The 14,574-nt window shown below is 41.7% G+C and carries 11 protein-coding genes; 6 read left to right on the forward strand and 5 right to left on the reverse strand.

The genetic code is table 11. The annotated features are described in order from the left end of the window. Positions 1 to 6: 6 nt before the first annotated feature. Positions 7 to 1,068, forward strand: a complete 1,062-nt coding sequence (locus ACOQOE_RS05265) for an ankyrin repeat domain-containing protein (protein ID WP_420555094.1) — start codon at positions 7 to 9, stop codon at positions 1,066 to 1,068. 811 nt (positions 1,069 to 1,879) lie between these two features. Further along, complete coding sequence (locus ACOQOE_RS05270) at positions 1,880 to 3,112, forward strand: DEAD/DEAH box helicase (RefSeq protein ID WP_420555095.1); 1,233 nt, start codon at positions 1,880 to 1,882, stop codon at positions 3,110 to 3,112. A 90-nt stretch (positions 3,113 to 3,202) separates the two neighbouring features. On the opposite strand, the gene ACOQOE_RS05275 is transcribed toward ACOQOE_RS05270, so the two are convergent. Then, positions 3,203 to 4,381, reverse strand: coding sequence for an acetate/propionate family kinase (locus ACOQOE_RS05275; RefSeq protein ID WP_420555096.1), 1,179 nt, complete (start codon positions 4,379 to 4,381; stop codon positions 3,203 to 3,205). A 2-nt stretch (positions 4,382 to 4,383) separates the two neighbouring features. After that, on the reverse strand, positions 4,384 to 5,319 hold the full coding sequence (locus tag ACOQOE_RS05280) for a bifunctional enoyl-CoA hydratase/phosphate acetyltransferase (protein WP_420555097.1): 936 nt from the start codon (positions 5,317 to 5,319) through the stop codon (positions 4,384 to 4,386). 506 nt (positions 5,320 to 5,825) lie between these two features. On the opposite strand from ACOQOE_RS05280, the gene ACOQOE_RS05285 reads away from it, so the two are divergent. Continuing rightward, entirely contained in the window at positions 5,826 to 6,860 is a 1,035-nt protein-coding gene (locus ACOQOE_RS05285; protein ID WP_420555098.1) for a DUF2333 family protein, read from the forward strand. 105 nt (positions 6,861 to 6,965) lie between these two features. After that, positions 6,966 to 7,406 carry a PilZ domain-containing protein gene (locus ACOQOE_RS05290; protein ID WP_420555099.1) on the forward strand — a complete coding sequence of 147 codons (441 nt, stop codon included), beginning with the start codon at positions 6,966 to 6,968 and terminating at the stop codon, positions 7,404 to 7,406. Between the two features lie 86 nt (positions 7,407 to 7,492). On the opposite strand, the gene ACOQOE_RS05295 is transcribed toward ACOQOE_RS05290, so the two are convergent. Continuing rightward, a complete protein-coding gene (locus tag ACOQOE_RS05295; protein ID WP_420555100.1) occupies positions 7,493 to 9,397 on the reverse strand; it encodes an AAA family ATPase in 1,905 nt (634 codons plus the stop codon). A 109-nt stretch (positions 9,398 to 9,506) separates the two neighbouring features. Then, complete coding sequence (locus ACOQOE_RS05300) at positions 9,507 to 9,878, reverse strand: histidine triad nucleotide-binding protein (RefSeq protein WP_067862141.1); 372 nt, start codon at positions 9,876 to 9,878, stop codon at positions 9,507 to 9,509. A gap of 369 nt (positions 9,879 to 10,247) precedes the next feature. Between ACOQOE_RS05300 and ACOQOE_RS05305 the strand changes: the two genes are divergently transcribed. Beyond that, a complete protein-coding gene (locus ACOQOE_RS05305; protein WP_067862139.1) occupies positions 10,248 to 11,462 on the forward strand; it encodes a L,D-transpeptidase family protein in 1,215 nt (404 codons plus the stop codon). Between the two features lie 31 nt (positions 11,463 to 11,493). Further along, complete coding sequence (locus tag ACOQOE_RS05310) at positions 11,494 to 12,906, forward strand: L,D-transpeptidase Cds6 family protein (RefSeq protein WP_420555101.1); 1,413 nt, start codon at positions 11,494 to 11,496, stop codon at positions 12,904 to 12,906. A 64-nt stretch (positions 12,907 to 12,970) separates the two neighbouring features. On the opposite strand, the gene ACOQOE_RS05315 is transcribed toward ACOQOE_RS05310, so the two are convergent. Beyond that, positions 12,971 to 14,491 carry a tetratricopeptide repeat protein gene (locus ACOQOE_RS05315; RefSeq protein WP_420555102.1) on the reverse strand — a complete coding sequence of 507 codons (1,521 nt, stop codon included), beginning with the start codon at positions 14,489 to 14,491 and terminating at the stop codon, positions 12,971 to 12,973. Positions 14,492 to 14,574: the final 83 nt, after the last annotated feature.

Raw genomic sequence — 14,574 nt, forward strand, 5'->3', positions numbered from 1 at the left:
CAATCGATGATCAAAAGATTTATCAGCTTAGCGTTAATTTCGACCGCAGTTTTAACGGGCTGTGCTTCTACTCCTACCGGAGACCTATACTGGAAGTCCGATACGGGTGCTGACTTCAATGAGATGAAAGCACTGATGGACTCACCTGAATTTAGAGCACAGATAAACGATGGCACACATTATACAATTCCTACTTGCGGCTTTGCTGATAATAAAAATGCCACTGAAATTCTTGAGTACTTGATAAAAATTGGGGGGGCTGTAACTTCCTGTCACTCAGGCATATACCGTTATTTCACAACTCCTCTCCATGAAGCTGTAAAAGGCAATTCAATTAAGAATGCATCCATTCTATTAGCAAATGGCGCCGACCCAAATATTGAAAATTCCGATGGTGAAACGCCTTTAGGTATAGCAGAGGAGGAAGCCTATCACGAAATTGCAGAAATGATTAACTCCTATGAAAATGATTGGCAGAAAGCCAAATCAGACAACGAGATAAATGCTTTCAAAGAATATCTAGAGCAATACCCGAATGCACTTCACTCTGATGAAGCCAGGTTGAAAGTAGCACTATTAGAGTCAATGAATGAGCCTGAGGTAAATGCAAGAGTTGTCGTAACGGAACCAGATGCGAAAGAACTCCAGCAAGAACAATTGGCAACTGAAATGAACCAGATTCCAAAATCAGAAGAGTCTAATAAACCTGTATCGAAGAGTACGGTGAGCAATGCTCAACCAATTCCTTTAGAGGAAAAAAAGGCAGGAGGGGGCGAAACACAAGCATCCACGCAAATCTCTATACCACCATCTCCTAAAATTGATTTCGCATGTACTTTTTATTCTAGAAAGCAGTGTGATGAGTACATAATGGATGATAAAGGACAAATAGAGGATATGAAAACACTGTGTTTCCAGTCATTTGGTAATGTAGAAGCATCATGTAGGGGGGGGGCTCCAAGTTGCTCCTATAGTACTTCTTGGGGTTTAAAGGTTTCTTACGCCTACAATTCAGACAATTCTTACTTTAAACAGTCATGTATAGATGGTGGAGGAGAGCTACGTTAAGACAGCTATATCTAGGCATAATCAATGGAAAAGTAACTGGATAGACATACCTTAAAAATATTACCCCTCAGTGCATGCGTATATTTTTGATAAATACCTTGTATCAAATTGAGGTACCGAGGGTTGGCGTTTGCTAGCTTTGATTAACCTTTTTTAATCGAACCTAACCCCACTGGTTCTTGGTGAGGTCGCTTGGATAAAGGCCGACGCCCTAGAATTGATTGATTACCTTCAATCAAAAAACAGCTTTATCCTTGGTGGTGACGCGCTCAAAAAAGATAAAGATGGCTACCGACATAATTATGGCAATTGGTGAAAAAGAGGGACTAAGAGCGACATGGGAGAAGGGAATAAGAGGGACATGGGAATAAGAGGGACATGCACTCTTAAAGAAAGGACCCTTCATTTCCTCGTTATTGGTTTTGCAGTTAGGCTTTGTTTTTACTGCAAGTGGCTGATTGATGGCTTTAAGTGTTTATTGGGAGGTGTTTGGTTTTTTTTGAGTTGGCCGTATATCTCTTAATTATGCTGCCCGTTTTATTGTTGTAACCTCAGAGTACATCTGCCCCAATCACACAGAAGTCATGTGAAAATGATTTATTCTGTTAAAATGGGTAATGATCTTTTATATAAGCGATCAAACTACGCCCGTTTCTTTGTAGTGGTTTGATTTGTAATATCTATCTCTTGTTAGCGGTCTTTCCGCGTGACTACTTTTTTGTACGTTAATATCGACGTGCATCGTTTTTTAAGGCGGTGAGGTTGGGTTTTGCTATCCAGCTCATCGCTTTTCTTGTTAATGAGTACACCCATGTTTACCGATATCGCATTGCATCCTGAACTTGAGAATAATTTGAAAGCGGCGGGCTACCTTGAAGCCACTGAGGTGCAGCAGCGGGCGGTGCCTTTATTATTGGAAGGGCAAGACTTACTGGTGAGTGCGCCAACCGGTAGCGGTAAAACGGCGGCGTTTCTGATTCCGTTAATCCAGAGCATGGTGGGGCAGCAGTCGCCGGCTAAACAGCCACGTGCGTTAGTTTTAGTTCCCGTACGGGAGTTGGCGGATCAGACACTCCAGCAGTTTAGTAAATTAGCGCAGAACACAGAGCTTTCTGCGGTTTCTGTGGTTGGGGGTGAGGACTTTAAAGTACAAGAAAAGCGTTTAGCGTCAGCGGATTTAGTGATCGCAACCCCAGGCCGTTTACTGCCTCATATCGAAAACCAATCTATTGAGTTTGATAGCTTAGATTTTCTTGTGTTAGATGAAGCGGATCGTATGTTGGAAACAGGGTTTAAGGAGAGCTTGCAACAGATTTTGTCCGTTTGCCCTGATGCTCGCCAAACCTTGTTGATCTCGGCTACGCTGCCAACGGCTATACGTTCATTGGCTAATGAGATATTAGATGCGCCGGAATGGGTACAAGTGGGCCAAAAGCGTGAAGCGGCAGAGGGCATTAAGCAGTACCTTATTCTCTCTGACGATGTAGCGCATAAAGATAAACAGCTGTGCGCACTGCTAAAAAATAAGGAATACACTAAAGCGATTGTGTTTAGTAACAGTAAAACCCAAGCACGTCGTTTAGATGGTTTTCTCCGTTACCATAAATTAAAAGCGGCGCTTTTACATGGCGATGTACAGCAAAAGGGACGTTTTGCCACCATCGAAGGATTTCGTAAAGGAACGACAACCGTATTGGTAACAACCGATCTTGCATCCCGTGGGTTAGATGTTGAGGATGTTGATCTGGTGATTAACTTTGAGATGCCTCGTAAAGGTGATGTTTATCTACACCGTATTGGCCGAACAGGCCGTGCAGGTGCAGAGGGTGAGGCGGTGTCGTTAGTCGATGCCACTGAGTGGAACTTGATGTCTTCTATCGAGCGTTATCTAAAAACGCGTTTTAGGCGTAAATTGATAGAAGGTTTAGTGGGTAATTATAAAGGCCCGAAAAAACTCAAAGCCTCAGGTAAAGCAGCGAGCAGTAAGAAAAAGAAGAAAGACACGGGTGTTAAGAAAAAAGCGCCACGTAAACCGAAACGCTAAGTTGATTAACGCATAGTAACAAATGAGTGAAATAAAATAGGGCGACGTTATTATGCATAATAGCGTCGCCCATAGCCGTGAATCGTTAGGCTAAGAGATAAGTTCTAAAACATGGGTCGCAATCATCGTTTCTTCATTAGTGGCTATAACGCGTACAGTTACAGTTGAATCATTTAAACTAATGAGATTTTCATTTTTTTGGTTAGCATCTTCGGAGTAGGTTATACCTAACCAGCGACATCGATTTAATATTCTTTGTCGAACATCGGCATCGTTTTCACCCACCCCGCCGGTAAAGACGATCTGTTCTAAGCCTTCTAGTGCGGCAGATAAACGGCCAATTTCTAAGGCGGCGCGATAGCAGAACATCTCAATAGCTTCTTCGGCTTCTGGTTGCTCTGCACGGTGAAGTTCGAGCATATCGGAGCTGATTCCTGACACACCTAACCAGCCACTTTGCTTGTAGATCAGTGTTTCTATTTCATCGGCATCCATCTGGTGTTGGCGCTGGAGGTAAAGCAGCACGCCCGGATCAATGTTACCGCAACGGCTCCCCATAGGTAGACCATCCACAGCGGTAAACCCCATAGAAGATGCCACTGAAGCGCCCTGCTTAATAGCACACATGCTTGCCCCTGCACCTAAATGACAGACAACTGTATTCAGTGATGGACTCTGGAGTTGATTAAGCTGGCGCTGAATAAATTCGTACGATAAGCCGTGAAAACCATAACGCCGAATGCCTTCGTCTGTGTATTGCCGAGGCAGGGCGTAGTTTTTTTCTAAGTTGCTTTGTTTACTATGAAACATCGTATCGAAACAGGCAACTTGCGGCAGGTTAGGGGCAAGTGATTCACAAGCTTCAATCAGGCGAAGGTTGTATGGCTGATGTAACGGCGCAAGAGGAATCAGTGCGTTTAATTGCGCTTTAATCTCGTCGCTTATTACGCAAGGCTCACTAAAATGGTCTCCGCCATGTACAACGCGATGGCCTATGGCAACTGAACTACTTTCAGGCAGATGCTGATTTAGCCAGTCTAAAATAGTTTGTAAACACGCCTGGTGGCGCTCTTCCATCGGTACTGATAGATAATCAGGCGTGCTTTGCTCAAGTATCGTGCCGCTGGCATCTTTAACTCTAAAGCGGGCTGTATTTAAAATATTACCCACTTTAAAGCAGTAAAGCAGTGTGAGCGAATTCCCTTTTAATTCAAAAAGGGCGCATTTCAAACTTGAAGAGCCGCCATTGACAGTCAGAATTGTTTTCATAGTTATGAATTCTTGTGATGAACCATATGGGATGCAAGGGCGCAAGAAGCTAAACGAGCCAATGTTTTATCTGCTCGGCTAGTCAGAATGATCGGCACTTTCGCCCCTAAAGCTATACCCGCTGATTTAGCATTGGCTAAATAAATCAATTGCTTAGCTATCATGTTGGCAGCTTCCAAGTCGGGAGCTAGAAGAATATCTGCATCGCCAGAAACTTCCGATACTATATGTTTATCAATAGCGGCTTGCCGTGAAATAGCATTATCAAAGGCTAAAGGGCCATCGAGTAAGCCCCCTGTAATCTGTCCACGGTCGGACATTTTGCACAGCGCTGCAGCATCAACGGTGCTTTGGATATTAGGTTTTACTTTTTCTACCGCTGACAAAATGGCTACTTTAGGTATATCAACACCTAAAGCATGGCAGAAATCGATAGCGTTTTGAGTGATGTCCGCTTTGCAATGGAGGTCTGGAACGATATTGATGGCAGCATCAGTAATAATCAGTGGCTTGTGGTAGTTGGGAACATCAAAGACAAAGACATGGCTTAAACGTCGTTCAGTGCGAATCCCTTTAATCTTATGTACTACGGCACGTAATAGCTCTGATGTACCTAAGTGGCCTTTCATTAAAGCTTCAGATTCACCACGCTTTACTAGCTCGCAAGCGATCTCGGCGGAGGCATGGCTATGTTCTGTGTTAATCAGCTCAAAATCATTTATGTTTAGATTCTGTTCTTCCGCAACAGCCCTGATTTTATCTTCTGGGCCAACTAATGTAGGGATAATTAAATTATGTTCCGCAGCCTCAACAGCACCGATCAGGCTGTTACTGTCAACAGGATGAGCAACAACCGTGCGAATTGGGCGTGCTTTTTCCGCTTGTTGTATAAAAAACTCTAACTGATCATGCAGTGGCGGTTTTTCTTGAATAACCATTGAGGCCTCGGGATTTTTTTATCATAAAGTAACATGCCAATACTTATTCTAAAGCGATGTATTAACAACAGAATATCTTTAGTTTATTGCTTAATTATGACGCGCTGCAACATTTTTTTCTAATGATGTATGTCATTTTAAGTTAAGAGTTTGAAGATATTAATATTTAAAACTTAGGAGGAGGTTTTATTATTACTTGGTATCTTGCCTAATACTTAATATTGGGTTGAATATTAAAATAATATGTACTTGTTTTGTAGGGCCTCTTTTGTTTAGTTTTATGGGTAGTGCTGATAAAAAAAATAGGTAACATTTAGTGTGGAAATATTTTTTATTAGGTGATGTTGATATATCTTTGTTAAGGCAAGAACTTAATGTGCGCATCTAAAGTTATGGGCTGTTAGAATAGAGTTTTCTTGTACGTTAAAATGCAAAATATGTGCGTTATAGCGAGTTGGATCAGGTTGTCAGATTGTAATAGCCGCTTTATGGGTTGAGGAAATTTCATGGGATTATTGATTGATTGGTTTTTGGATTTTTGGGATAACATGCCGGGCGGTAAAATAAGTCGCGCATTCTTTGCAGCGATTTTATTGACGATTGTTGTCTCTATACCTTTAGGTATTTATTGGAGTATTACCCCAAGTGCGTTTGATCCTATATCTGAAGCAGAGATTGACGCTGATGAGCGAGGTCTAGAGATTACTACTGGGTACACTACAGTTTTCACCCTACATCGTTTGGTTGATACATTGCTACATAAGCCGGGTGGATATATTAGTAATGATATAGCACCTCCAGGTGTGTGGTTAGATAACATTAGTAACTGGGAGTATGGCGTATTAGTGCAATCCCGCGATTTAGCTAGAGCGATGCGGAAAGATTTTAGTCGTTCTCAATCTCAATCTGTAGAATATTTAGCACTGACAGTAGCTGAACCGCAGTTCAACTTTGATGCCAATAGCTGGCTGATCCCTTCGTCTGAATCGCAATATGAAGAGGGTTTAGATGCCTTGTTAAGTTATCAACTTGCTTTGGTAAGTAAAGAGGAAACTGAAGCTCAGTTTTTTGCTCGAGCAGATAATCTTAATAACTGGTTGGGTGATGTGCAAACGCGTTTGGGAAGTTTGTCACAACGCTTGAGTGCTAGTGTAGGTCAGAAGCGTTTGAATACGGATTTAGCAGGGGATGCCGAGGCGGAACAGTCCACGGTAGTCGCGAGCGAGGCCGAAATCAAAACTGCATGGCTAGAGATCGATGATGTCTTCTTTGAGGCACGGGGATCTGCATGGGCCTTATTACATATTATGAAAGCGATCGAGCATGATTTTGGGCCGGTACTGGCAAAGAAAAATGCACGGGTAAGTTTACGTCAAATTATACGAGAGCTTGAGGCTACTCAAGATACTGTATGGAGCCCAATGATCTTAAATGGTGGGGGATTTGGTCTTTTTGCAAATCACTCATTGGTAATGGCTAATTATATTTCTCGAGCAAACGCGTCAATTATTGATTTGCGAGACCTATTGAGTAAAGGCTAATACTACTGTGCCAGCGTGTCTTGGAGCTAAAAAGAGAGCATTTATGTTCTCTTTTTTTATATTAGGTCTACACTGAGATGTATTAAAGGTAAAGGGGGGAGAGTTATGCCTCGCCGTTTTATAAGGCATGCTACAGGAATACCTATTCAACTTTCTGTACCTAATTATAGCTCAGAGAGCTTATCGAGTTACGCTCCACGCTGTGTTCAAACAAATGATATTAGTGTGGGTGGACTTTCATGTGAATCACCTGAAGCAATGAGTGCAGGGCAAGCTGTTGAGGTTGATATTTGGTTAAATGATCCTTCATTTAAAACGATTGGTCATGTTCTTTGGTGTAAAGGAGAGGGTGCTGGATATCTAGTAGGTATAGGCTTTTCTGATTTTGCTACGGCTTATTCGGTAAGAATGGTTGAGCAAGTTTGTCATATAGAGGAGTATCGCCAGAAGGTGCTTAATGAAGAGGGGCGTCAGCTGAATTCAGAGGAGGCCGCAGAGGAGTGGATAGATAAGTACGCTGCAGAGTTTCCTGCATACCCTTGTTAGATAATCAGTAAAAAACAGAGTACAACCATTACCTAAGTAATCGTTGTACATCCTGTAAATTCAAAGTATCTGGAAGATAGGCACTGTTAAAGCAGTGGTTGTACTTCTAAATTTTGTTCCTTACTAATAAGCCACTCACCCTCGATATTCTCTATGGTGAGGCGTTTAAGGGTTTTATCTTTATAGCCGTTGGATGCTTCATAGTTGATCCAAAAATCAACGGTCACCGTCGAATCGGACAGCTGGATATTTGAGAACTCCGTTCGTTCTAGCTTAATCCATTCCGGTGTTGTTAAAGCGGTGTGTCTTTTCTGTAACCAGCGTTGATGAGTTTTGTATGGGCCATTAAAGACGGATGTGTAAGTGAAAATATAATCTTCATGGTTTTGAGTTTGCCAAGCATTCTGCCAACGATTAATAAGTGCTGTCGCTTGATCTAATGGCTGTTTCTCTTTCTGAGAGGTCGCAACAGTAGGGGTTGTGTTGTGATCTGTGCTTACAACCTTATCTGTAGCAGAGTCTTCTTGTGTTGTATCGTTTTGTGGCACTTTAGTAACGCTGGCTTGATCTACACTGAGTGGTTCTGAAGTTAGTTGTGCTGAGGTTTCAGTAATCGGTGATAGCGCTTCAGTTTTATTAGCTGCAAGGCTTTCTTTTGAGGGGCTATCTGAGTTACTGGATGTAGCTTCTGCTTCTACAGTGGAGCTAAGCTCCTCTTTCTTTTTCGTATCAAGCGCGCGTTGTATTTTTGCGTCCTGCTCTTTTTGCGCCTCAATCAATGCTAGTTGTAGGCGATTGTTTTCTATTTTAGCCTCGGTTAATTCAGTCTCTAACTGTAGTAGTTTCATTTTTACTTCAGTTTGAAATTGGTCGGGTGAAGCATCGGTAGGTAGAGGGTTCTCAGGTTTGTTAGCTGCGTTATTCTTAGCACTAGCTGTCGATATGCTGGTGCCTTGGTTTGTTAAATCAGTGGTTTTAAGATCCGTAGTCTTAACCGTGCTTTGCGATTTATCTTTGGCAACACTTGGCGGCGTTACACTGAAATTCGCTGTCTGCTGGGTTCCTGAAGCTGTGGGTTCTGATTCAGCAAAGACCGCTACTGCTGGGGGTTCTGAAGATGGCTGAGGTTCATCTGAAAATAAAAAGTGATTTATGCCGACGCCTAAGGCTAGTATGGCGACAAAAGCTAAGGCAAAAATACCTGAATGATTGGTATGCAAAGGCTTGCTGTTATGTTCATTGTTTGCAAAGTCTTTACGGGTAATCACATCTTTGTGAATCAAAGGCAACAAAAGGGCTTTTAGACGGCTGATCCGCCCCTCTGTTTGTTCTATCATTGAGAAGTCTGTGCCTATTTCATAAGGTGTAGGGGGGAGGCCTTTTATAGCGCACAGGTAATATAGATAGCCTTCGATATCGTCTATTTGTAGAGGATTAAGAGTGACTTCAGTTTTGATCCAATTATGAAAATCAGCCTCAGGTGTTTTACCTGTGTGGATAACTAAATAGTCTTTGCGAACTACGATGAGTTTAATTGCACCAGCCGTTGTTTCTGATGTTAAGCAAAGCTGTTTAAGCGCGTCAGCAACAGTTTCCGATGAATCTATAGCTTCTTGATCTATAACGACTAAGCAATATTGACCCGCATCTTTAGTGTCACGCAGTGCTTGAATCAGATCTTTTTTTTGTTTGGGTACCTTGAGGCATTCGGCTAGTTTCGAATAAAACTGTGACGGTTTAGTCAGTGCCGTATCGAACCGTACAACAGGAACCCCTTTGTGTTGATAATCACTAATCAGCTCAGATACAAGTGTGGTTTTACCTGTGCCTTCCACCCCTTTGAGGATGACTGCGCTGTGATTATCGAGAGCATCACGTAAAGCATAAAGTGCTTTTTTATAACCCCTATGTCGATAAGGGGTTATTAAAGGTTGTTCACTATTCTCTGATCCGTGATTACTCTCAGCGTGAAGCTGATTTTCCTGTAGCATGATTAAGGCTAATCTCGATTACATTCTATATGTATAAGTTAGCTGCAATTATATTCCTTTTGGATACGACTTCCAATTACAGAGTGCCCAAGGTTATTAAGTCGGCTGTTTACTGCTCTATCGCTGTTTTCAATTTATCTTGATAAGGGGGCCAACCCATAGCTTTACCACCGAGCAGATGTAGGTGAATGTGGTAAACCGTTTGTCCACCATCTTCATTGCAATTGAAAACTGTGCGGTAGCCGTCTTCCTCAAACCCCATCTGTTTAGCAATAGTGGCAGCACTTTTTATCATGTGACCGATGAGAGGTGTTTGTTCTTCGCTAATATCATTTAGCGTTGATATGTGTATGCGAGGAATAATCAGCAAATGGGTTGGTGCTTGGGGATTAATATCATTAAAAGCAATTACATGCTCATCTTCATAAACGATCTGTGCAGGTATCTCTTTATTGATAATTTTACAAAAAAGGCAGTCCATAATTCTCTCTCAATAAAGCTTTTTTAGCAGTATAGCGAGATTAATTGAGTTTAAACAACAGGGATTGATCGTTGTTTGTTGAATGTAAGCGAGGTTGAATTTAAGAGAGGTTGAATTTAAGAGAGGTTGACCTGTTTCCGTTAGTAGCTACTAAAAGTATGCTTTGATTGGTTGAAAACTTTGTTTTAAATAAGCGACCACGAGCTTAATAAGGCGGAGTGTTTTAGAAAGTGTTGATTTAGATGCTATAAAATAACGTTCAGGCAGAGTTTTCTTCGAAATTAGCTGTTTATCTAAATAAATTAAGTCCCATTAACACTGAATATCGTTATAATTAGAGCTTAAATTACGTTGGGGTTGTTTGGGTAAATGACAAAAAGTTTGATCGGTTCTGTAATTGCTTGGGTAATACTTTCCTCATTTGGGAATGCCGCAGCGGATGAGTTATCTCAAAGTCCTTATGGTTTGTCTGATGGTAATGAAGAGCTTTTATTAAGTGGTTTAAAGAATCTGAGTAGTCATGAGTTAGATTCGGCATTAATTGACCTGAAACAGTTGACTGAACGCCGCCCAGACTTTCGCCTTGCTCAGCTTGTCTATGCAGATATTTTATCTGCTCAAGCACAAGGAGCGCCTTTAAGTAGCTCTGGCAGCCATAATGATAAACAGAAAATAGATGGATTAATTTCTGAAGCTAAAGTGCGTTTATTGATGGAGATGGAAAAGCCATCCATTGATATGCTACCTGCTGATATGTTGAAAATGTCAGAAAATCAGAAATATGCAGTCGTTGTAGATACGAGACTCTCTCGGTTATTTCTGTTTAAAAATCATGATGGTGTTCCTGTTTTAGTCAAAGATTTCTATGCTTCCTACGGACGAGGTGGAGTTGGCAAAGAGAAAAGAGGAGATTTAAAAACACCATTAGGCGTTTATTTTATTACAGGGCGTTTAGAGGATAAGAATCTACCTTCACGTTATGGGTCTGGTGCATTGCCACTCAATTACCCTAATGTATGGGATGAGCGTTTAGGAAGAACAGGTAATGGTATATGGTTACATGGATCTCCAGTTGAAACTTACAGCCGCCCGCCTAAAGCCAGTGAAGGGTGTATCTCCCTTACGAATCCAGATTTTATCGAACTTGACCAAAAGATAGATTTTAAAGACACCCCTGTTTTGGTGGGGCATAACATTCGTTGGATTAAAAAACAGGACTGGTTAGCGCAACGTGAACGTTTTAATAGTTTAATTGAGCGTTGGGCTGCTGATTGGGAAAGCCTTGAACATTCTCGTTATATTCAGAATTATGCGACAAACTATCATGATGGGAAAAGAGATCTGAAACAGTTCTCTAATTATAAAAAGCGCGTAAATCGCAGTAAAAAATTCATAGATGTTGATGTTGATAACCTAAGTCTCTATCGCTATCCAGACAACCCAGATCTTGTTGTGGCTACTTTTCGCCAAGATTATAAAAGTAGCAACCTTCAAGGGAAGTCTATTAAGCGTCAATATTGGACGTTTGAAAATGACCGCTGGCGAATTGCTTATGAAGGTTTACCTTCTGTAGGTAAACCTTAATCCATGCTAAGTGAGCTGGGCGCTATAATATATGAATGCTTCTGAGCTATTACTCCAAAATATAGATCAGCATCAGGTTGTTCGTATTGATGGCCCTAGGGTTTGGGTCAATAAGCTTTTAGCACAAACTCAGCAACATTATCCAGATCACTTTCAATGTGAGGGCAAGCTAGAATTCCTTAGTTTGCAGGCGGCTTTGGCCGACTACCTTTCTGTTGAACAAAGTGCATCCTTAATTCTTCAAGCCTTAAAAAAACGCCTTTTAGTGGGCAAAAAGCTGTTAATCACAATTGATTGCGAAAGTGTTGATGTACAGGCGTTAACTTACCTTTTGAGTTTGCCTTCGGTATGTGATGAACAGGGTGCTGCTGTTGTTGTTTTGCTAGTGAGTACGCCCGAGCTTGTCTCAATCTTGAAGGTTAATCCATCCCTAGCGGCTAAGCTGGATGGCTTCTATCAAGATGGTTTTAATGCCAACAGCTCTTCTGCCTTTTTTGCTAAGACTATACTCTGGATTGGATTTATCGCTTTAGTCGGGTTGGGTCTTTGGACTTGGTATAGCGGTTTTATGGGCGAAGCTTCAGAGGATAAAGTTTCGGCGACTATTGATGAGGTTGTTAAAGACTCAATGGTGCCTTTAACGGTCGAACTTCTGGATGATGAAGAAGTGACTAATAATGAAGTGTTAGAGCAAGTTTCAGAGCCGATAACACCACAGGTCAAGTTAAATGGTGAGGCTGTTCCTTTAGAGTCGATACGAGCTACTCAAAATATTGATCATGCCGGTTCAGCAGCTCAGAACCAAATAATGTTAAATCCGGTTCTTGTCGCCGATTTGACCGCAGTGGTTGAAGAGGCAAAAGGTGAATTATGGAGTGATAAGAGTGAACTAACTCGTAGGTTTATCGCTGTTAATGATGCCGGTTTCTCTCCAAGTTATACAGGGAACATTGATGGTCGAGATGTTCTGAAGGTAATCTCCACAACGCCAGGCAATGTGTTGAATCATTCATTATTAGAAGATGAGACATCTGAAAAGCAAGTGAGCCCAGTCGCTGCGATGAATAATGAGGATGAAGTAAGGAAGGTGTTTGAGGTTTGGCATCAAGCTTGGCAATCTCAAAACTGGGATGTTTATATAGGGAGTTATATTCAAGATGCTTCTCTGTATGGTGTAGATATGCCAGTAGAGGAGTGGAGGCAGTTTAGGAAAGAACGATTATTGTCGCCAGAATGGATAAAGCTTGAGCTAGGAACACCAACCTTTTCACGTTTAAACACCCATTGGTATCGTATTGAGTTCTATCAGCGTTTTGAAAAGCCTGGCTATGCTGATGAGACTACAAAGCGTTTAGAGTTGCAGTTAACTGCAGAGGGTTGGAAAATTGCGTCAGAAGCAGCTGAGGGTACCGTCGTATTAAAACGACCTGGATCTGAGTTGTAATATTTGTGACCAATAAAAAACGTCCAGTAAAGGACGTTTTTTTATTCATTCTCATCAATAAGTTTTACTGGATTAAACCTAGGCTTCTTTCAAGGCTGATCTTCCACTGTCCATTGGAATTGACCATCATTACCCGCTTTTTGACCGCATCTTTATAAGTGTCAGATTCATAACGCTGCTCAAAGCGTGCTTCCGCTAAATTCTGCCCCAGAATGTTAATCTGAATATTGTTTATATCTACATGAATGAATTTAGGTTTAGTTATGCGTTGTTTACGCTGATCAACCCACTGCTGATGGCTTAGTTTTGAATTAGGTCGGTACATAGGAGTATAAGCGCTTATGTAGCCTTGATAATCTTTATTGCTCCATGCTTGAACCCAGCGTTGTAAGCTTTGAGTGATCTCTTGCTCTGTTGAAACAAGGGGAGTAGAAACTGCTTTGGAAGGTACTTCTTGATCGGCAACTTGGTGGTTTTCAAGTTTTGTATCTAGTGCTTTGACTATGTGGTCTGTTGGTTTCGGTCCTGCCTCGTGAATGATTGGTTTTTTTGCCGGAGGCAGGTTTTGGTTGCTGAGTGCCGCAATTTCAGCAGCTGTTTTTTCGGCTTGTATAACATTAGAAGATTGCTTAGTTGCATCAGCTTTTGACAGTGTAGGTATTACTTCAGCGGGATTTGCTTCTTGCTGTTGTAGCGGTGCACTCAACGTCGCGGCGTTGCTTACGAGTAGTAACTGATCAGAACTATTACCAGATATATCGCTAGGTACTCGATCGATCATTGTGAGTTCAGGGCTAGCGGCGATACTTCCAAGGTCAAGAGCTTTGTTGTAAGCCTGAGATGCCAATGTCGCATAGAGCTCTTTCAGGTTGCTATGTACTTGGGCATAGCTTGGGTGGGTCTGAAAGGCTTGTTGTAAGGTTTCTATTGCTTGGGCGAAGTTACCCTCTTCAGCATAAATGACAGCGAGATTGTTAAACGCTTCGGGTCTATCAGGGTAGGCTATCATCAGCTGTGTAAAAATAGATTTAGCGGATGTTTTATCGCCCATCTGGTTGGTAACAATCCCTTTAGTCAACTTTGCTGCAGCCATATTGGGATTTTCAGCAATGAGTTTATCAATCGCTGTCAGTGCGGCTTTATGTTGGCCTTGTTGGCTGAAGCGTAAAATTTTTGCTATCTCAGGAGAGGTTTGCTGAGGTGTAGGTGTGCTTATACTGACTGTTGTAATATATTCTTGAGGCGTTGTGCTTGTTTTATCTGTTGGAGATGCTTCACCATTAAGAATGGCTTGCTTCTCTTCGGCGAGCCAAGAACGAACTTCTGATAGCTTTTCGTTCATCCATTCTTCATCGATATCCGCTGTCCGCATGTCTGCTTGCGGGGTTGCTTTTTCTGGGTCGCAGCTATACTCGTTTGTGCGTCCACCGTTGTAGCAAAAGCCAGAGTCTGATTGTTCGTTGTTCGACTCTTGGGCTGCTTTTTGGGTAAGAGCACCACAGCCCGTTAAAATAGCTGTGGAAATAATAGCGCTTATCGCTGTGCGGAGTCGTTTACTTTTAGAATCTTTTTCGAATGTCTGCATGGATTTAAAGCGTATCATGTAATGATTTAAGGGATGATTATACTCATATAATTGGGTATGTCATATTATAAAACGGCTTTTTC

Source organism: Neptuniibacter marinus (assembly GCF_965223595.1).
GTDB lineage: Bacteria > Pseudomonadota > Gammaproteobacteria > Pseudomonadales > Balneatricaceae > Neptuniibacter > Neptuniibacter marinus.